The sequence below is a fragment of the Nocardioides nanhaiensis genome (genome assembly GCF_039542785.1).
Lineage (GTDB): Bacteria > Actinomycetota > Actinomycetes > Propionibacteriales > Nocardioidaceae > Nocardioides > Nocardioides nanhaiensis.
In genome coordinates, this window is record NZ_BAABIM010000002.1 from 1,102,243 (window position 1) to 1,120,846 (window position 18,604).

General features: G+C 74.2%; 20 protein-coding genes. 9 read left to right on the top strand and 11 right to left on the bottom strand.

Annotation, left to right across the window (positions count from 1 at the left end):
• Positions 1–4: 4 nt before the first annotated feature.
• From ABD948_RS13415 to ABD948_RS13425, 3 genes are all read left to right on the top strand, one after another.
• Positions 5–871 (top strand): Fpg/Nei family DNA glycosylase, encoded by an 867-nt coding sequence (locus ABD948_RS13415; RefSeq protein WP_345266574.1) that lies wholly within the window; start codon positions 5–7, stop codon positions 869–871.
• Positions 872–939: 68 nt separating this feature from the next.
• On the top strand, positions 940–1,455 hold the full coding sequence (locus ABD948_RS13420; RefSeq protein WP_345266576.1) for a hypothetical protein: 516 nt from the start codon (positions 940–942) through the stop codon (positions 1,453–1,455).
• A gap of 104 nt (positions 1,456–1,559) precedes the next feature.
• Positions 1,560–2,219 (top strand): DUF305 domain-containing protein, encoded by a 660-nt coding sequence (locus ABD948_RS13425; RefSeq protein ID WP_345266578.1) that lies wholly within the window; start codon positions 1,560–1,562, stop codon positions 2,217–2,219.
• A gap of 59 nt (positions 2,220–2,278) precedes the next feature.
• Here the strand turns inward: ABD948_RS13425 and ABD948_RS13430 are convergent, their stop codons facing one another.
• Both ABD948_RS13430 and ABD948_RS13435 read right to left on the bottom strand, forming a co-directional pair.
• Positions 2,279–2,545, bottom strand: a complete 267-nt coding sequence (locus ABD948_RS13430; protein ID WP_345266580.1) for a metal-sensitive transcriptional regulator — start codon at positions 2,543–2,545, stop codon at positions 2,279–2,281.
• Between the two features lie 53 nt (positions 2,546–2,598).
• Positions 2,599–3,051 carry a DUF302 domain-containing protein gene (locus ABD948_RS13435; protein ID WP_345266582.1) on the bottom strand — a complete coding sequence of 151 codons (453 nt, stop codon included), beginning with the start codon at positions 3,049–3,051 and terminating at the stop codon, positions 2,599–2,601.
• Positions 3,052–3,353: 302 nt separating this feature from the next.
• Between ABD948_RS13435 and ABD948_RS13440 the strand changes: the two genes are divergently transcribed.
• Positions 3,354–3,689 (top strand): rhodanese-like domain-containing protein, encoded by a 336-nt coding sequence (locus tag ABD948_RS13440; RefSeq protein ID WP_345266584.1) that lies wholly within the window; start codon positions 3,354–3,356, stop codon positions 3,687–3,689.
• A 45-nt stretch (positions 3,690–3,734) separates the two neighbouring features.
• On the opposite strand, the gene ABD948_RS13445 is transcribed toward ABD948_RS13440, so the two are convergent.
• Together ABD948_RS13445 and aat are read right to left on the bottom strand one after the other, a co-directional pair.
• A complete protein-coding gene (locus tag ABD948_RS13445; protein ID WP_345266586.1) occupies positions 3,735–4,307 on the bottom strand; it encodes a hypothetical protein in 573 nt (190 codons plus the stop codon).
• An 81-nt stretch (positions 4,308–4,388) separates the two neighbouring features.
• A complete protein-coding gene (gene aat / locus ABD948_RS13450) occupies positions 4,389–5,132 on the bottom strand; it encodes a leucyl/phenylalanyl-tRNA--protein transferase (protein ID WP_345266588.1) in 744 nt (247 codons plus the stop codon).
• A 108-nt stretch (positions 5,133–5,240) separates the two neighbouring features.
• On the opposite strand from aat, the gene ABD948_RS13455 reads away from it, so the two are divergent.
• Positions 5,241–5,933 carry an EcsC family protein gene (locus ABD948_RS13455; RefSeq protein ID WP_345266590.1) on the top strand — a complete coding sequence of 231 codons (693 nt, stop codon included), beginning with the start codon at positions 5,241–5,243 and terminating at the stop codon, positions 5,931–5,933.
• Here ABD948_RS13455 and ABD948_RS13460 read toward each other — a convergent pair.
• From ABD948_RS13460 to ABD948_RS13485, 6 genes are read right to left on the bottom strand one after another with little or no spacing between them, the layout of a single operon-like run.
• Positions 5,894–7,111, bottom strand: coding sequence for a hypothetical protein (locus ABD948_RS13460; protein ID WP_345266592.1), 1,218 nt, complete (start codon positions 7,109–7,111; stop codon positions 5,894–5,896). The two genes, ABD948_RS13455 and ABD948_RS13460, sit on opposite strands and share 40 nt — an antisense overlap.
• Positions 7,108–8,310 (bottom strand): hypothetical protein, encoded by a 1,203-nt coding sequence (locus ABD948_RS13465; protein WP_345266594.1) that lies wholly within the window; start codon positions 8,308–8,310, stop codon positions 7,108–7,110. The genes ABD948_RS13460 and ABD948_RS13465 overlap by 4 nt, the downstream gene beginning before the upstream one ends.
• Before the next feature lie 15 nt (positions 8,311–8,325).
• Positions 8,326–9,423: a hypothetical protein gene (locus tag ABD948_RS13470; RefSeq protein ID WP_345266596.1), complete on the bottom strand. Its 1,098-nt coding sequence runs from the start codon at positions 9,421–9,423 to the stop codon at positions 8,326–8,328.
• Entirely contained in the window at positions 9,420–10,367 is a 948-nt protein-coding gene (locus ABD948_RS13475; protein ID WP_425576583.1) for a hydroxymethylglutaryl-CoA lyase, read from the bottom strand. The genes ABD948_RS13470 and ABD948_RS13475 overlap by 4 nt, the downstream gene beginning before the upstream one ends.
• Positions 10,364–12,253 (bottom strand): ATP-binding protein, encoded by a 1,890-nt coding sequence (locus tag ABD948_RS13480; protein WP_345266598.1) that lies wholly within the window; start codon positions 12,251–12,253, stop codon positions 10,364–10,366. Before ABD948_RS13480 ends, ABD948_RS13475 begins: the two co-directional genes overlap by 4 nt.
• Before the next feature lie 5 nt (positions 12,254–12,258).
• Positions 12,259–13,821 carry a carboxyl transferase domain-containing protein gene (locus tag ABD948_RS13485; RefSeq protein WP_345266599.1) on the bottom strand — a complete coding sequence of 521 codons (1,563 nt, stop codon included), beginning with the start codon at positions 13,819–13,821 and terminating at the stop codon, positions 12,259–12,261.
• A gap of 102 nt (positions 13,822–13,923) precedes the next feature.
• Between ABD948_RS13485 and ABD948_RS13490 the strand changes: the two genes are divergently transcribed.
• The 4 genes from ABD948_RS13490 to ABD948_RS13505 all read left to right on the top strand — a co-directional run bounded on the left by ABD948_RS13490 (position 13,924) and on the right by ABD948_RS13505 (position 17,859).
• Positions 13,924–15,210: an O-acetylhomoserine aminocarboxypropyltransferase/cysteine synthase family protein gene (locus tag ABD948_RS13490; RefSeq protein ID WP_345266601.1), complete on the top strand. Its 1,287-nt coding sequence runs from the start codon at positions 13,924–13,926 to the stop codon at positions 15,208–15,210.
• 32 nt (positions 15,211–15,242) lie between these two features.
• Entirely contained in the window at positions 15,243–16,325 is a 1,083-nt protein-coding gene (gene metX, locus ABD948_RS13495) for a homoserine O-acetyltransferase MetX (RefSeq protein ID WP_345266810.1), read from the top strand.
• Positions 16,326–16,493: 168 nt separating this feature from the next.
• Positions 16,494–17,096 carry an SACE_7040 family transcriptional regulator gene (locus ABD948_RS13500; protein WP_345266603.1) on the top strand — a complete coding sequence of 201 codons (603 nt, stop codon included), beginning with the start codon at positions 16,494–16,496 and terminating at the stop codon, positions 17,094–17,096.
• A gap of 4 nt (positions 17,097–17,100) precedes the next feature.
• Entirely contained in the window at positions 17,101–17,859 is a 759-nt protein-coding gene (locus ABD948_RS13505; protein WP_345266605.1) for a hypothetical protein, read from the top strand.
• A 39-nt stretch (positions 17,860–17,898) separates the two neighbouring features.
• On the opposite strand, the gene ABD948_RS13510 is transcribed toward ABD948_RS13505, so the two are convergent.
• Positions 17,899–18,603 (bottom strand): SWIM zinc finger family protein, encoded by a 705-nt coding sequence (locus ABD948_RS13510; protein ID WP_345266607.1) that lies wholly within the window; start codon positions 18,601–18,603, stop codon positions 17,899–17,901.
• Position 18,604 lies beyond the last annotated feature (1 nt).

An 18,604-nucleotide genomic window follows, 5' to 3' on the forward strand; every position in this document is an offset into this window, starting at 1 on the left:
CCGCATGCCGGAGCTGCCCGAGGTGGAGGCGCTGGCCCTCGACCTGCGGGGGCGCCTCGCCGGGCGCGCCATCGCGAAGGTCCACGTGGCCGCCTTCAGCGCGCTGAAGACCTACGACCCGCCGATCTCCGCGGTCGAGGGCGCCCTGGTCGACGACGTCACCCGGCACGGCAAGTTCCTCGACGTCTCCGCCGGCGGCCTGCACCTGGTGCTGCACCTGGCCCGCGCCGGGTGGGTGCGGTGGAAGGAGGAGGTGCCGGCGCTCCCGCCGAAGCCGTCGGCCAAGTCACCGCTGGCCGTGCGGGTCGTGCTCGACGACGGCACCGGGCTCGACGTCACCGAGGCGGGCACCAAGAAGAGCCTGGCGCTCTACCTGGTGCGCGACCCCCAGGAGGTGCGGGGCATCGCCAGCCTGGGCCCCGACCCGCTCGTGGACGAGTTCACCCCCGCGGTGCTCGGCGAGATCCTCCGGCGCGAGGGGCGCAAGCAGCTCAAGGGGGTGCTGCGCCACCAGGGCACGATCGCCGGCATCGGCAACGCCTACTCCGACGAGGTGCTGCACGCCGCCCGCATGTCGCCCTACAAGCCGGCCAGCAGCCTGGACGACGACGAGGTCGCGCTGCTGCACGCCGCGATCCGCGACACGGTCGGCGCCGCCGTCGAGCGCTCGCGCGGCCTGGCCGCGAGCCAGCTCAAGGGCGAGAAGAAGAGCAACCTGGCCGTGCACGGCCGCACCGGCTTGCCGTGCCCGGTGTGCGGCGACACGGTGCGCGAGGTCTCCTTCGCCGACTCCAGCCTGCAGTACTGCCCCACCTGCCAGACCGGCGGCAAGCCGCTCGCCGACCGTCGGATGAGCCGGCTGCTCAAGTAGGCGCCCGGCGCTCCGGGCTCGCGCGACCGCCCTTTCCTGGGATCGGCGGCCTTCCTAGGATGGCGGCGATGAGGACGACGGCGATCCGCTCCGTGCCGACGCGCTCCCCGCGTCCGGCGAGGAGGGTGCGCGCCCTCGCGCTGACGGCGGCGGTCGCGGCGATCGTGCTGGGCATCCTGGGCATGCACGCCCTGAACCTGCACTCCGTGCACGCCGGCAGCGGCGCCCACCCACCCGACCACGTGGGCGCTCCGGCCGCGACCGCCGGCCTCGTCGCGCACGGCCACCCGGGAGACCTGGTCGACGCGGCCGCGTCCACCGGCGCCGTGCCTGCTCCGGCCTCGACCCAGCCCGACCCACCGACCGGCGGCAGCCACGACGCCGGCGGCATGGTGATGCTGTGCCTGGCGATGCTGACCGCCACGTCCGCGCTCCTGCTCGTCCTCCTGCACCTGCGCCGAACCTCTCGGGTCGGGTTCCTCGCCCGGGTCCCGCGCCCCACCACCCTCCGCGCGCGGCGCGTCGCTGCCTACCTCCCCACCGGGCCTCCGGTGGTCTGGCGCTTCTCCGTCGTCAGGTGCTGAGCGGCTGACTGCCCCACCCGCGCGACCCGTCGCCCTCGCGACGTCGCGTGGACGGGCACGTCGTCATCCGCCCACCCCCGACCTGACACCAGGAGAACCCACTGATGCGCACCTTCCGGCAGAACCCGACCCACCCCTCGCGAGCGCGTACGGCCGCTGCGGCCGCGCTGGCGGCCCTCACCCTCGCGGCGACCGTCGCCTGCGGGGCCGACGACGGCGCTGGCGACACCACCAGCGAGGTGTCGGCGACCGAGCACAACGAGGCCGACGTCGCCTTCGCCTCCGACATGATCCAGCACCACGCCCAGGCGCTGTCGATGGTCGACCTGACCCTCGGGCGGACCCTCGACCCGGAGGTGCAGGACCTGGCCGAGCAGATCCGCGAGGCCCAGGCACCCGAGATCGAGCTGATGGCCGACTGGCTCACCGGGTGGGGCGAGGACGTCCCGGAGACCATGCGTGACCACGTCAACGCCGGTCACGACCACGGCGGGGCCGCCGAGTCGATGGAGGGCATGGAGGGCATGGACGCCGACATGCCCGGGATGATGTCGGCCGAGGACATGACCGCCCTGGAGGACGCCTCGGACGCCGACTTCCAGGCCCTGTGGCTGGAGATGATGATCGAGCACCACACGGGCGCCGTCGAGATGGCCGAGACCGAGCAGGAGGACGGCCGATACCAGGACGCCGTCGAGCTCGCCGGCACGATCGTCGAGAGCCAGACCGCCGAGATCGAGACCATGCAGGGCCTGCTCGGCTGACGCGTCACCGGCGTGGTGGGTCCGCGCGGGGGCTCACCGCGCCGGGTGCTCGGCTCGGGTCAGGCCAGCGCGAGGAAGAGCTTCTCCATCTTCGCGACGTCGACGCTCTCCAGGCCGTCCTCGCTCTCGGCCAGGCACTGCTGCAGCCCGGTGGCGACGATGGCGTAGCCGCTGCGCGCGATCGCCTTGTTGACCGCCGCGAGCTGGGTCAGCACGGCCTCGCAGTCCGAGCCCTCCTCCAGCATCCGGATGACGCTGCCGAGGTGGCCGTGGGCGCGCTTCATGCGCGTGATGATCGCCTTGATCTCGGTGGGCTCGAGGTCCATGGGGTGCTCCTGCTCTGGGTGCTCTGGGTGCCGCGGGTGGTGGGGTGAGGGTGTCAGTCGGTGGGGGCGAGGGCGTCGAGCGCGGCGGACAGGCGGGTCCGCGCGTCACCTGCCACCCGCGCCAGCGGTGACTCGGTGTCGCCGTCGGCACCAGCTCCGGCTCCGGCTCCGGCTCCGGCTCCGGCTCCGGCCAACGCCATCATCGCGTCGGGGTCGAACGCCTCGACGACGCTGGTGGTGGCGTCGACGCCGCGCACCACCACGTTGCAGGGCAGCACCGCCGCGATCGAGGGGTCGGCCTGCAGCGCCTCGTGCGCCAGCTGGGGGCGGCAGGCCCCCAGGATCACCTGCGGGGCCACCTCGACGCCGAGCTTGGCGTGCAGGGTCGCGGCCAGGTCGATCTCGCTGATGATGCCGAAGCCCTGCTCGGCCAGGGCCGCGCGCACCTGGGCGACGGCGTCGTCGTAGCCGGTGGGCAGCGTGCGGCTCAGGGTGAAGGTGCTCATGCTCCTGATCGTACAACCCCCCAGGGGGTTACAGCCAACCCTCCACCACCGACCCGTCTCTCGTCGCGCCGGGTCAGCGCCCCACCCGTGCGCAGTCGCGCCGGGTCAGCGCCCCACCCGTGCGCAGTCGCGCCAGGTCAGCGCCCCACCCGTGCGCACCCGCGCCAGGTCAGCACCCCACCCGTGCGCACCAGCGCCAGGTCAGCACCCCACCCGTGCGCACCCGCGCCAGGTCAGCGCCCCACCCGTGCGCATCCGCGCCAGGTCAGCGCCGGGTGGGCCGGGTGGCTACGGTGATCGGCGTGAACATCCCCACCGTCGCCATCACCGGAGTGCCCGACCCGCTGCCCGAGGGTCTCGTCGTGCTCGACGTCCGCGAGGACGACGAGTGGCGTGCCGGGCACGTGGAGGGCGCCGTCCACATCCCGCTCGGCGACCTCGGCGAGCGGGTCGCGGAGGTGCCCACCGACCAGCAGGTGCTGGTGGTCTGCAAGGTGGGCGGGCGCTCGGCGCGCGCCACGGGCTGGCTGGCGCAGCGCGGGGTGGAGGCCGTCAACCTCGACGGCGGGATGCTGGAGTGGGAGGGCGCCGGGCGCCCGATGGTCTCCGAGGACGGCGAAGCCCCCCGGGTCGTGTGACCCGAGGGGCTCGCGAGGCTGGTTGCTACCGCAGGTCCGGCACCGTCACTCGGTGGGGACCTCGGTGAGCAGCTCGGAGGGGAAGTCGCTCGGCAGCTCGAGGTCGCTGGGCAGGTCCGAGGGCATCTCGGGCATGTCGGGCATCTCCTCCATCATCTCGCCCATCATGTCCTCCATCGGGTTGCCGCAGTTCTCGTTCGTGTACTCGGTCAGCGCCTGCGCGGCCTCCGGGTCACCACCGAACTCCTCCTCCAGCGCCTCCAGGTTGGAGGGGTCCTCGAGGTCGTCGGCGGTGATCTCCTGCGCGCCGTCGATGAAGTCCTCGAAGCCCTGGCGGGCCTCGTCGGGCATGTCCTCGGGGGTGCCGGTCTCGGCCAGCTCGTCGGCCCACTCCTTGATGCCGTCGACGGCCTCCTCGGCGGAGGGCGTCTCGATGGCAGAGGGGTCGCTCATGTCGATGTCGTCGAGCAGGTCCTCGATGTAGCTGGTGTAGGCGTCGCAGAAGTCCTCGACCGAGGCGCTGTCCGGGGCGGAGGCGCCGTCGTCGCCGCCGCAGGCGGTGAGGGAGAAGGCCAGGGCCGCGGTGGCCGCGGCGGCGAGGGAACGGGTGAGCTTCATGGGGAGCCCTTTCGTGGGTCCGGGACGTCGGGCCCGGGTGGGGAGGTGCGTTCGGCTCTCCTTGCCCATCCGGGCCCCGGTTCAATCCTCCGGGCGCGGGCTGACCGGACCAGCGGGCCCGGAGACCGGCGACGACGGGGGCCGCCAGGGCACCGGTGGCGCCGCCAGCAGCGGCGGAAGGCGCCGCAGGTAGGCCTCCCGCGGCACCTCGCGCACGCCCAGCGACGCCAGGTGGGGTGTGACCCACTGCACGTCGACCAACCAGTCCGCGCCGCGGGCCTGCTCGAGCAGCCGCACCAGCCCGAGCAGCGCCACCTTCGAGGCGTCGCGCTCGCGGTGGAACATCGACTCGCCCGCGAACAGCGCACCCACGCCCACGCCGTACAGCCCGCCGGCCAGGCGGCCTTCGCGCCACGCCTCCACCGAGTGCACCCAGCCGTCACGGTGCAGCCGTCCGTAGGTGGCGCGGATGCGCGCATCGATCCAGCCACCGGGGCGGCGCGGGTCGGCGCACGCGCCCAGCACCTCCTCGAAGGCGCAGTCCACCCGGATCTCGTAGTCGCGGGCCGCCCGGCGCAGGGAGCGGCTGACCTTCAGCGCCCCCGGCTCGAGCACGCCCCGCTCGACCGGGCTCCACCACCCGAGCGGGTCGCGGCGGCCGCCGAGCGGCATCGGGAAGACGCCGTGGCGGTAGGCCTCCAGCACGGTCCCCGGCTCGAGGTCGGCCCCGGCACCCACGAGGTCGTCCTCGGGATCCCAGCGCTCGGGTGGGCCGAAGCGCCAGCCCGTGGCGGGCGGCTCGACCGGCGGGAAGGGGACGGACACCCGGGCAGGCTACGGCGTGCCGGCGACACCGATCACGGCTGATCACGGCCGCACGGGGCACTCCGTCGCGCGCCACATGATTGGGGCGACCTCCCTAGGATCGGGCCCATGAGCATCAAGCAGCGTGTCGGGCGCCAGATCGGCGGGGCACTGGCCCCGCGCCTCACCCAGGTCGCCCCCGGGGTCACCACGGGGTTCGTCCGCCAGGCGCTGCAGCGGGCCATCGCCGGCGTCGGGCCGCTGGCTCCAGCCGCCTCCGGCGCCGAGGCCCACCTGCGCGAGCAGGACGACGACGTCGACAAGGCGGTGCGCGCGGTGATCGACCACCACGTGCGCTACGCCGGCGCGCAGGGCTTCCTCACCAACATCGGCGGCCTGGTCACGATGACGGTCACGGTGCCCGCCAACATCACGGGCCTGACCCTGATCCAGTGCCGGATGATCGCCGGCATCGCGCACCTGCGCGGCTACGACCTCGCCGACCCGCGCACCCGCAACGCCGTGCTGGTCAGCCTGCTCGGCGAGGACGCCGTCAGCCAGCTGGTCAAGCAGCGCAAGATCCCTGCACCTCCGATGGCGCTGGCCACCGCGCCGCGCCACGACACGGCGCTGGAGACCGTGATCTCGCAGGTGGTGGCCCAGGAGCTCATCTCGCGCGTGGCCGGCAAGCGACTGGCCAGCACGGTGGGGCGTCGGGTGCCGGTGGTCGGGGGCCTGGTGGGTCTGGGCGCCGACGGCTGGAGCACTCGCAAGGTCGGCCACTACGCCGCCAAGGAGCTCCTGCCCCGCGCCACGCGGTAGACCTTCAGCAGCGCCCGGCCCGCGCGCCCGCCCTGCAGGCGGGCCACCAGCTTCTCGCGCAGCCGGTAGGTGGGGCGCAGGTAGGCCCGGTGCAGCGCCTCGTGCGCCTGCGCCAGCTCACCGGCCAGCCGCTCCTCCTCGTGCCGCAGCCGCGCGTTGTCCAGCAGCAGCGCCGTGACCGCGGCGACTCCGGCGCGCGCCACCTGTGCCTCGACCGGCTTGTCGGGGTCGGCCCAGCGCCGCGGGTCCGGGACCGCGCCCACGAGGTCCTCGAGGTCGCCGACGACGTCGTAGCGGCGACGGCGCAGCTCTGCGAGCCACTGCTCGGTCAGCTCGGCCACCCAGGGGTGCAGGTCCGGCGGCAGCGAGAGGCGCGGAGAGCCGGTGCGCTGCGAGAGGGTCTGGTGGGCCAGCAGCTCGCGCACCAGCGGCCGGTAGTCGGCCGGCGCGAGCTCGCGGTGGGCGGCGGCGTTGATCCGGCGCAGCAGGGCGGTCTCGGGCACCCCGAGCGAGGGGTTGCTGCGCTCGGCGTGCAGGTCGAGGTCGACCTCGTCGAGCCCGAAGGCGTGGCTGAAGCGCCGCCACAGCAGCTCGGGGCCGCCGCCGGGTGGCGGCACCGTGATCAGGTGCACCCGCTCGGGCGGCAGGTCGTGGCCCCACCGGTCCAGGATGTCGGGCACCTCCTGCACGCCCCAGAACCAGCTGCCGATGCGGGTGGCCCGGTCGGGGTCGCGGATCTGCTCGAGGAACTCCGCGTAGCGGATCCGGCTGCGGTGCTTGACGTTCTCCTGCCACTCGGCCGGGATCTGGCGCACCAGGTCGCGCACCGAGAGCAGCACGTGCACCTCGGCGCCGTCGCCGTGGCCGAGCGACGCGAGGGCGCGGCCCACCTGGGTGCGCGAGGCGGTGGCGAGGATCTCGTGGCTGACGATGCTGGTGCCCTCGTGGGCGCGGACCCGCGCGGCCAGCGCGTCCCAGGCGCCGATCGCCTCGGCCTCCAGGCCCCCCCACGGCATCCGCATCAGGTCGAGCGCGGCCAGGAAGTGCGCGTCGAAGCGGTGGGCGGGATAGCTGATGCCTGCCTCGGCGAGCGCCCGGGTGTTGCGGAACAGCACGTCCTGCAGGTAGCTGGTGCCGGTCTTGGGGGTGCCGACGTGCAGCAGCACGCGCCGCGTCATCGCTCCTCCTCGTCCGGTGCCGGGCCGTTCCCCGGGCTGGGTCCCGCGCTGGATCCTGGGCTGGCTCCCGGCGTGGGTCCCAGCACCATAGCCAGCGCGAGCGCCAGGACCCCGGCGTCGGTGGGCTCGACGTCGCTGCGGCGTGTCGCCGCGGGCAGCAGCAGGTCGGGGTCGCCGAGCACGGGGTAGTCGGCGCGGCACAGCTCCTCGCGCATCCGCGTGGCCACCTCGGTCAGACGGGCCAGGCGGCGCTGCGGCACCGCGACCCCGGTGCCGCGCGCCGCCGGGAGGTCGGCCAGCGCCGGAGCCCAGGCCTGCTGCAGCAGGCGCGTGCGCTGCTCGGGCAGCACCAGCAGGCCCAGTGCTGCACCGACCCGGCGGCTCAGCTCCAGCGCGTCGGCGCTCAGCGGGAGCGGCCCCGGCAGCGGTGCGCGCGTGCCCAGCAGGCCCGGGAGGAGCGCGGGGTCGAGCACCACCCGCACCCGCACGGGACCCACCCGGGTCGCCCAGGCGCCGGCGACGGCGGGCAGGTCGATGCGCGGCGGCACGCGGCGTCGTCGCACCAGCGGGTCCAGCCAGTCGCGCCACGCCGGGGCGGCACCCACCAGGGCACGCGCGCTCCAGACGTGCTCGAGCATCGAGGCGAGGTCGGCACCCACCACGTGCACGGTCGGCTGCTGCCCGCCGGGGGGACGTCGGCGTCGCACCAGCTCGGCGCGCGCGGGGTCCGCGAGCCACGGGTCCCCCACCAGGCGGTAGCGACGCCGCCAGGGCCACGCCCGGCGTCCCGGCTCCGGCGCGGCCGGACCGCCCGCGACGACGTCCTCGGCCAGCAGGCCCGTGGCGACGCGCACCAGCTCAGCGTCCGGGAGGTCGGCGGGGTCCACCGGGCGGGGGCCGAAGGGGGTGTCGCGGGCGGCGCCCACGAGCTCCAGGTCGGCGATGCCGCGCCCCGGTGCGCTGGTGGCCAGCACCCGCTCCGCCAGCGCGGGCCCGGGGCGACCGGCCTCGTTGAGCCGCCGTAGCAGCTCCAGCTGCTGGGCACCGGGCAGGTAGCGCAGATGGCGCGCCGTCCCCCCCGGGTCGGGCTCGCCGCCCGTATCCGCCGTCGCGTGGTCCGCGGCCGCGCGCCACTGCGCCCACGGCGTCGTGCCACCCGCCGTCAGGTGGGCCACCCAGGCGCGGGCGGTCGGCGTCACGAGGTCACCCCCGGATCAGCCCTGGAGCCGGCGGGCGGCCGCCGAGCGGGCCCGCGCCACGATCTGCCGGTCGGGGTCGTTGCGCCGCGCCGCCTCCGTCGTCATGGCGGACAGCGCGTCGAGCGCGGCGTCGAGCTGGCGCTTGGCGGCCACGTTGTCGGGGTCGGCGTAGCGCTCGTCCTCGGCGAGCGGCAGCGGGGTCAGGTCGGCAAGGTCGCCGACGACATCGACGCCGCTGCCCCGCACCCAGTCCAGCCAGCGCTCGGTCTCCGCCTCGGCCCAGGGCAGCAGCCGCGGCGGCAGCCGCACGGGCTGGGAGCGGGTGCGCACCAGCGTCTCCTGCGCGAGCATCTCCCGGATCAGCTCGTCGAAGACGGCCTCGCGGCGGGTGGCGCGCTTCATCCGGCGGTTGAGCTGGCGCAGCATGGTGGTCTCGGCGACGCCGAGCGAGCGGTTGGCCTCGGTGCTCTCCTGCGGGCCGGCCGCGGGGTCCACCTCGAGGGTCCGACAGAAGCGCTCCCACAGCACGCCGCGGTCGGCACCGCGCGGGGGCACCGTGACCACGTGCACGCGCTCGGGCGGCAGGCCGGCGCCCCACGCGCCCAGCACGCTGGGCAGGTCGAGGGCGCGGTAGAACCACGGCTTGCCGTGCTCGAGCTTGCGCAGGAAGGCCTGGTAGGTCCAGCGTCGGCCCTGCTTGACGCTCTCCTGCCAGGCGGCGGGGATCTGCCGGGCGAGGTCGCGCGCGGTGTAGACGACGTGCAGCTCGCTGGAGCGTCCGGCGCCCAGCTCGGCCTTGGCGCGCTCGATGGCGTCCGCCGGTGCGGGCGCCAGGATCTCGTGGCTGACCACGACGGTCCCGGAGCGACGTCGCACCTTGCGCACCAGCGACTCCCAGCTGCCCTCGGCGTGTCCGGGCGGGCCGCCCCAGTCCTGGCCCAGCAGGTCGAGGGCCGCGCGGAAGTGGAAGAGGGGCGCCGGCACCAGCGGCGACCCGGCCGGCACGTGCACGCCGGCCGCGGCCAGCGAGCGCGCGTTGAGCTGCAGGCGGTCCTGCAGGTAGGTGGTGCCCGTCTTCGGCGCACCCACGTGCAGGACGACGCGACGGCTCACTCCGGCGATTGTGCCAGCGCCCTCACCACGGCGGAGGGGCTGGGGCGGCCGAGGTGGCCGGCCATCCACGTGCTGGCCTCCACGACGGCGGCCAGGTCGACCCCGTGCTCGACGCCGAGGCCGGTGAGCATCCAGACGAGGTCCTCGGTGGCGAGGTTGCCCGTGGCGCTCTTCGCGTAGGGGCACCCACCGAGCCCGCCGGCGCTCGCGTCGAAGGTCGTGACGCCGGCGCGCAGCCCCGCGTGCACGTTGGCGAGCGCCTGCCCGTAGGTGTCGTGGAAGTGCAGCGCGAGTCGCTCGGGGCCCACTCCGGCGTCGTCGAAGGCAGCCACCAGCCGGCCGACGTGACCCGCGGTGCCCACGCCGATGGTGTCGCCGAGGCTCAGCTGCGCCGCCCCGAGGTCGAGCAGGCGTCGTCCGGCCTCCACCACCTGTGCCACCGGCACGGCTCCCTCCCAGGGGTCGCCGAAGCACATCGAGAGGTAGGCGCGCACGGTCAGTCCCGCGTCGGTGGCGCGCGCCACGACCGGCTCGAACATCGCGTACTGCTCGTCGAGGCCGCGGTTGAGGTTCTTGCGGGCGAAGGTCTCGGTGGCCGAGCCGAAGACGGCGACGTGGCGCAGGCCCAGCGCCAGGGCGCGGTCGAGGCCGCGCTCGTTCGGCACCAGCACCGGCAGGCCGGCCGCCGCGTCGCCCAGCTGCGCCGTCAGCCCGGTCATCAGCTCCTCGGCGTCGGCGAGCTGGGGCACCCAGCGCGGGTGCACGAAGCTGGTGGCCTCCACGACCGGCAGCCCCGCGTCGAGCAGCCGCCCCACGAACGCGGCCTTGACCTCGACCGGCACGATCGCCTTCTCGTTCTGCAGCCCGTCGCGCGGGCCGACCTCGTAGATCGTCACGCGCTGCGGCATGCCGGCCTCCGGCTCGACCATGGGCAGGGCGGTCACGCGGACTGCTCCTGCCCCGCGTCCGACTCCGGCTCGACGACGAAGAGCACTGCTCCCAGAGGCACCTGGCCGCCCGTGGTGGCCTCGACCGTCGTGAGGGTGCCTGCGAACGGCGCGGTGAGCGAGAGCTCCATCTTCATCGCCTCCAGCACTCCCAGCACGTCGCCCTCGGCGACGCTGTCGCCCACCGCCACCCGGACGTCCAGCACGGTGCCCGGCATGGGTGCGGTGATGCTGCCGTCGCCCACCTGGACGGTGCCCGCCAGGCGATCGGGTCGGGTGAAGGTGAACCGGTGCCCCTGCCAGGCCACCTCGACGACGTCGGCCTGCACGTTGACGACGGCGCGCACCCGGCGCCCGTCGACGACGGCCTCGAGCACGTGGTCGGCGGCGGCGAGCTCGCGCACCGGCACGCCGTCGACGGTGCCTGCTGCACGGTCGACCACCACCTCGCGGTCGAGCTCCACCAGCGTCGGGGCCGGCGGCGCGCCGAGCCGGAAGCCGTCGGCGGCGAAGGCGTGCCCGGTGTCGGAGGCGGCGATCATGGCCGAGACCCAGGCGCACAGCTGCCGGGGCAGGGCGTCGTCGGGCCGGGGCACCTCGACGTCGAGGTCGACCCGGTCGAGCCAGGCCGTGTCGATGCGGTTCTGGCGGAACGCCTCGGAGGCCACGAGCGCGCGCAGGAAGCCGGCGTTGGTGGTGAGACCGAGGATCGCGGTGTCGTCGAGGGCGCGCACCAGCGCCCGCCGGGCGGCCTCGCGGTCGGGTCCATGCGCCACCACCTTGCCGAGCATCGGGTCGTAGGCGGTGCTCACCACCTGGTTAGCCCCCAGCGCGTGGTCGACCCGCGCGGTGGAGGGCCAGCGGACGATCGAGGTGGTGCCCGCCTGCGGCAGGAAGCCCCCGAAGGCGTCCTCGGCGTAGACCCGTGCCTCGATGGCGTGGCCCTCGGTGCGCACGTCGTCCTGGGTGATCGGGAGGGGCCGCCCGTCGGCCACGAGCAGCTGCAGCTCCACGAGGTCCAGGCCGGTGACCGCCTCGGTGACGGGGTGCTCCACCTGCAGGCGGGTGTTCATCTCCAGGAAGTAGAACTCCCCGGTGGCGTTGTCGAGCAGGAACTCGACGGTGCCGGCGCCGGTGTAGCCCACCTGGCGCGCCAGCGCGACGGCGGCTCCGTGCAGACGGGCGCGCGTGGCGTCGTCGACCGTGGGGGCGGGGGACTCCTCGAGCACCTTCTGGTGCCGGCGCTGCGCCGAGCAGTCGCGCTCGCCGAGGTGCAGCACGGTGCCGTGCGCGTCGGCCATCACCTGCACCTCGACGTGCCGTCCCGACTCCACGTACTTCTCCACCAGCATCGTGTCGTCGCCGAAGGCGGCGGCCGCCTCGCGCCTGGCCGCGGCCACGGCGTCGTCCATCTCGGCAGCCGAGCGCACCACCCGCATGCCCTTGCCGCCGCCGCCGGCGGCGGCCTTGACCAGCACCGGGAAGTCGGCGTGCTCGCCGGTCGGCACCACCGGGACACCGGCCTCGACCGCCACCTCGCGGGCGGCGTCCTTGCGACCCATCAGCTCCATCACCGCGGCGCTCGGGCCGGCCAGGGCCACCCCTGCCTCGGCGAGAGCGGCGGCGAAGGTCGACCGTTCGGAGAGGAACCCGTAACCGGGGTGCACGACGTCGGCGCCCGTCGCGAGAGCAGCGCTCACGACCGCCTCGACGTCGAGGTAGCTGGGCACCTGCACGGCCTCGTCGGCAGCGCGCACGTGCGGCGCGTCGGCGTCGAGCTCGGTGAAGACCGCGACGGTGCGCAGGCCCAAGCGGTGCGCGGTGCGCATCACCCGCAGCGCGATCTCGCCGCGGTTGGCGATCAGGACGGTCTGGAGAGCCATCGTCATCACATCCGGAAGATGCCGTAGGAGGGCTCGGGCACCGGGGCGTTGGCAGCCGCGGCCAGCCCCAGGCCGAGCACCCGGCGGGTGTCGGCGGGGTCGATGACGCCGTCGTCCCACAGCCGAGCGGTGGCGTAGTAGGGCGATCCCTGCGTCTCGTACTGCTCGCGGATGGGCGCCTTGAAGTCGTCGACGTCGGGGTCCTCGGCGCGACCCGCCACGGTGGCCAGCACCGAGGCGGCCTGCTCGCCGCCCATCACCGAGATGCGGGCGTTGGGCCACATCCACAGGAAGCGCGGGTCGTAGGCGCGCCCGCACATGCCGTAGTTGCCGGCACCGAAGGAGCCGCCGATCACGACGGTGAGCTTGGGGACCACCGAGCACGCGACCGCGGTGACCAGCTTGGCGCCGTCCTTGGCGATGCCGCCGTTCTCGTACTCCCGGCCGACCATGAAGCCGCTGATGTTCTGCAGGAAGACCAGCGGGATGCCGCGCTGGTTGCACAGCTCGATGAAGTGCGCGCCCTTGAGCGCCGACTCGCTGAACAGGATGCCGTTGTTGGCCACGATGCCCACGGGGTGACCCCACACGTGCGCGAACGCGCACACCAGGGTCTCGCCGTAGAGGGCCTTGAACTCGGTGAACCGGCTGCCGTCGACGACGCGCCGGATCACCTCGCGGACGTCGTACGGCGTGCGCGTGTCGGCGGGCACCACCTCGGTCAGGGTGGTGGGGTCGAGGGCGGGCTCCTCGGGCTCACGGACCTCCCACGGGGCCGGTGACTTGGCGGGGAGGGTGTCGACGATGCCGCGCAGGATCGCCAGCGCGTGGCGGTCGTCGTCGGCGAGGTGGTCGACGACGCCGGACCTGCGCGCGTGCACCTCGCCCCCGCCGAGGTCCTCGGCGCTGACGACCTCGCCCGTGGCGGCCTTCACCAGCGGCGGGCCGCCGAGGAAGATCGTGCCCTGCTCCTTGACGATGACGGTCTCGTCGCTCATCGCCGGCACGTAGGCCCCGCCGGCGGTGCACGAGCCCATCACGGCGGCCAGCTGCGGGATGCCGCGGGCGCTCAGGTTGGCCTGGTTGAAGAAGATCCGCCCGAAGTGCTCGCGGTCGGGGAAGACCTCGTCCTGCATCGGCAGGAAGGCGCCGCCGGAGTCGACCAGGTAGACGCACGGCAGCCGGTTCTCGGCCGCCACCTGCTGCGCGCGCAGGTGCTTCTTGACCGTCAACGGGTAGTAGGTGCCGCCCTTGACCGTGGCGTCGTTGGCGACGACCACCACCTCGCGGCCGTGGACCCGGCCGATGCCGGTGACGATGCCGGCGCTGGGCACGGCGTCGCCGTACATGCCGGTGGCGGCCAGCGGGCTGAGCTCGAGGAACGGGCTGCCGGGGTCGAGCAGCCGGTCCACGCGGTCGCGCGCCAGCAGCTTGCCGCGGCCGGTGTGCTTGGCCCGGGCGGCCTCGCTGCCGCCGCGCCGCACCTGCGCCAGGCGCTCGCGCAGCTCGGCGACCACGTCGGTCAGGCCAGCGGGTCCCGGGGCTGCCGAGGTCGTCGTCTCACTCACCCCGTCAGGTTAGCGATCATTAACCTGATTCGTCCACGCGTGACGGGCGCCACGTCGTGGAAGGCTTAAGTCGACAACTTCGATCTAGTTTAGGATCGCCGCATGACCTACCGCCCCGAGACCCTGACGGTGCACGCCGGGCAGGAGGAGGCCGACCCGGCCACCAACGCCCGTGCCGTGCCGATCTACCAGACCACGTCCTACGTCTTCAACGACACCGAGCACGCGGCCAACCTGTTCGCGCTCGCCGAGCCCGGCAACATCTACACGCGGATCATGAACCCGACCCAGTCGGTCTTCGAGGATCGGATGACCCAGCTCGAGGGCGGCGTCGGTGCCCTCGCCACGGCCTCCGGCTCCAGCGCGATCACCTACGCGGTGCTCAACCTGACCTACGCCGGCGACAACATCGTCGCCCTCTCCACCCTCTACGGGGGCACCTACGCGCTGTTCGCCCACACGCTCCCCCAGTTCGGCATCGAGGTGCGCTTCGTCGACCCCGACGACCCCGCCGGGCTCGCCGCCCACGTCGACGAGCGCACCAAGCTGGTCTTCGCCGAGACCGTCGGCAACCCGCGGATCAACGTCGTCGACATCCGCGCCTGGGCCGACGCCGCGCACGAGCAGGGCCTGCCGCTCATCGTCGACAACACCGCACCCACCCCCTACCTCGCGCGGATCTTCGACCACGGCGCCGACGTCTCGGTGCACTCCGCCACCAAGTACATCGGCGGCCACGGAACCTCCATCGGCGGCGTCATCGTCGACGCCGGGACCTTCGACTGGGCCGCCCACGGCGACCGGTTCCGCGGGCTGACCCAGCCCGACGGCGCCTACCACGGGGTCGTGTGGACCGAGGCCGTCGGCAACCTGGCCTACATCATCCGCGCGCGCACGGTGATGCTGCGCAACACCGGCGCCGCGATCACCCCGATGAACTCCTGGCTGTTCCTGCAGGGCCTGGAGACCCTGCACCTGCGCATGGAGCGGCACAGCGAGAACGCGCTCGCCGTCGCGCAGTACCTGCAGGCGCACGACGACGTCGCGTGGGTCACCTACCCCGGCCTCGAGGACGACCCCAGCAAGGCAATCGCCGACCGCATTCTCACCGGCCGCGGCTACGGCGGGCTGCTCAGCTTCGGCCTCAAGACCGGGCGCGAGGGCGGCAAGAAGTTCATCGAGTCGCTGCAGCTCTTCAGCCACCTGGCCAACATCGGTGACGCCAAGTCGCTGGCCATCCACAACGCCACCACCACGCACAGCCAGCTCACGCCCGAGGAGCTGACGGCGGCCGGCGTCCCCGAGGACATGGTGCGGCTCTCGATCGGCATCGAGCACGTCGACGACCTGGTCGCCGACCTCGAGCAGGCGCTGGCGGCCTCGCGCTGACCAGCTGGCACGCGCGGGTCAGCGGTGCCCCGCTGCCCCCCAGCACCCGGCGGGTCGTCGTCGCCACCGACGACGACCCGCTGGTGCTGGCCTCCGGGCGCACGCTGGCCCCGGTGGAGGTGGCCTACGAGACCTACGGCCGGCTCGACGACGACGGCGGCAACGCCGTCGTCGTGTGCCACGCCCTCACCGGCGACGCGCGCGCGGCCGGCGAGGGCGGCTGGTGGCGGACCATGGTGGGCCCGGGCCTGCCGGTCGACACCGACCGCTACTTCGTCGTCTCCAGCAACCTGCTCGGGGGCTGCCGCGGCACCACCGGGCCCTCCTCCACCGACCCGCGCACCGGCCGCCCCTACGGACCGGACTTCCCGCTGCTCACGCTGGGCGACCTGGTGGCCGTGCAGCGGCGGCTGCTCGCGCACCTCGGCGTCGCACGGCTCCACGCCGCCGTCGGCGGGTCGCTGGGCGGGATGCAGGTGCTGCAGTGGGTGATCGACGACCCCGGCTTCATCGACCGCGCCGTGGTGGTGGCTGCCTCCTCGCGCCTGAGCGCCGAGAACATCGCTTTCTCCGCCGTGGGCCGCGAGGCCATCACCAGCGACCCCGACTGGCACGGCGGGCGCTACCTCGAGCACGGCACGCTCCCCCGCACCGGGCTGAGGGTCGCGCGGATGGCCGCCCACATCACCTACGTCGCCGCGCAGACGCTGGAGGGCAAGTTCGGTCGCACCCGCCGCGCCGACGGACCGCCGTCGCTCGAGCCCGACTTCGAGGTGGAGCACTACCTGCGCCACCAGGGTGAGGGCTTCGTCGAGCGCTTCGACGCCCTCACCTACGTCTACCTGACCCGGATGCTCGACTACGTCGACCCCTTCGCCGACCCCCGCACCGCCGAGGCCCTGCGGCGCACCCGCACCCGCTTCCAGCTGACCTCCTTCGACTCCGACTGGCGCTTCGACACCGCCCAGAGCCTGCGCCTGCTCGAGCAGCTGCGCGCCCTCGGCGTCCGCGCCGAGCACGCCGAGCTCAGCTCACCCCACGGCCACGACTCCTTCCTCCTCACACCCCCGGGCTACCTCGACCGCGTCCGCGCCTTCCTCACCGACCCGTCGTGACGACGCACGGCTCGACCGCCGACCCGGCCCGAGTACGCACAGCTCGACCGCCGACCCGGCCCGAGTACGCACGGCTCGACCGCCGACCCGTCCTGACTGCGCACGGGTCGGCGTCCCACCCGTGCGCACGAGAGCCGGGTGGGCGTTAACGCGGGTTAACCTGAGCCGGTGAGCACCCGCGAGGCCCCGGTGGTGGGGAGCGAGCCCTCGCGGCGCGAGCAGCTGCTCGCGACGGCGGCCGACCTGTTCGCGGCCCGCGGCTTCCACGGCGTCAGCGTGGCCGAGCTCGGCCGGGCGTGCGGGATCTCCGGGCCGGCCCTCTACAAGCACTTCGCCTCCAAGGACGCGATGCTGGCCGAGATCCTGGTCTCGGTCAGCCGCGAGCTGCTCACGGTCGGGCGCGAGCGGGTCGAGGAGGCGCCCGACGCCGCCGCCGCGCTGCGCGCCCTGGTGGCCTGGCACGTGGAGTTCGCGCTCACCCGCCGCGCCACCATCGTGCTGCAGGACCGCGACTGGAGCGCGCTGCCCGACGACGCCCGCGAGGAGGTGCGGCGGCTGCAGCGCTCCTACGTCGACACCTGGGCCGACCAGCTGCGCCGCCTCGACGGCGACCTCGCCCCGGCGACGGCGCGAGCCACCGCGCACGCCGTCTTCGGGCTGATCAACTCCACCCCGCACAGCGCCCGGCTGCCCGGCCCCGAGATGCGCGCGCTGCTGCGCGGCATGGCCGAGCGGGCGCTCGGGTTGGACGCCGGGATGGACGTAGGCTGACCCGATGGGTGGCGGGCGTCGGGTCAGGGTCCTGCTGCCGGTGGTGGCGGGCGTGGTCGGAGCGGCCGCGGGCATCGCCACCGCTTTCGTGGCGCCCCCCGACCAGGGCGGGACGCCGGCCGCGGAGTCGTTCAACGACCCCCTGCACCTCGGCATCCCGCTGGTCGACCTCGAGTGCACCGGCGAGGCGCTGCTGGTGGTCGCCCGCGGCGACTCCGCTCCCCCGCTGGCCAGTGCCGTCGCCAACTCCGGCGACCTGGGGCTGCGCTACCTGCGCACCGACGACTCCTGCCCGACGCGCTACGGGTCCCGCCCCGACGACGTGCCCGAGTACGTCGTCTACGCCGGGCCCTACGACTCCATGCCCGAGCCGTGCGAGCTGCGGATGCTGGAGAACAACAAGGGTGACGCCGTCACCAACCTGACCAGCGGGAACGACAGCTACGTGCGGTGCCCCTGCGTGCTGCCGGTGGTGACCTTCCCCGAGCTGGTGCCGGGCATGCTCGTCGACCCCGGCAACGCCATCTGGGTCCGCTCGCTGCAGGGCCTGCTGGTCGACCTCGACGACGACCGCGAGGAGCGCGGCGAGCCGGGGCCCTACTTCGAGGCCCGCGACGTCACCGGCCGCTACGACGAGACCACCGAGCAGCGCATCCGGCTGCTGCAGGAGGACAACGACATCTCGCCCACCGAGTACGGCTCGGTGCTCACCCCCACCTGGCGCACGCTCGTGGAGAACGTCTGCGGCGTGCTCGAGTTCTAGCCTCCGCCACGCAGCCCGCCGCAAGAGCAGCCAGAGCAGCTAGAGCAGGTGCTCGACGCCGGCCGTGGGGTCCTCGGTCAGCTCGAGGATGCGCGCGGCGCGCTCGGCGGCATCCAGGGCGACGTCGAGCGCCGGGTCCTCGGACCCGTGGGATCCGGCGGCAGCACCCGGGCGCCGCGGACCCGGGTCGCCGCGGGCGTGCAGGGCGGCGAGCAGCTCCTCGCGTGGCACGCCGCGCAGGTGCAGCAGCACGAAGGGGTCGGAGTCGACCAGCCACGCCAGCTGGCTGAGCAGGGCGAGGGCGTGCGGGCACGGGTCGGTCCACGCCTCGCACGTGCACGTCGTCTCGAGCTCGCCGCCGAACGGCAGCAGCTCGACGCCGAGCTCCTCGGCGTGCTCGACGAGATCGTGCGGCAGGTCGCCGCCGAGCAGCGCCCCGAGTCGCCCCACCTGGGCTGCGACCACCTCGACCAGCGAGGCCCGGCCCTCCTGCTCGAGCACCGGCAGCCGCAGCTGGACGGTGTGCAGCCGGTCCCGCTCGGTGACGGCGGCGACCGCCGAACCTGCCTCGACGGCGATGCCGCCCACCCCGCCCTGCCGAGCCAGCGCGCGGCCGCGTCGCAGGTCGGGCTCGCCGTAGGCGGCTTCCTCCAGCGCCCGCACCCACGCGCGGCCCCACCAGCTGACGGCGCGCGCGCCGCCTCGTCGCGGGGCGAGCGGCGGGTGCACGAGCGGGCTCACCACG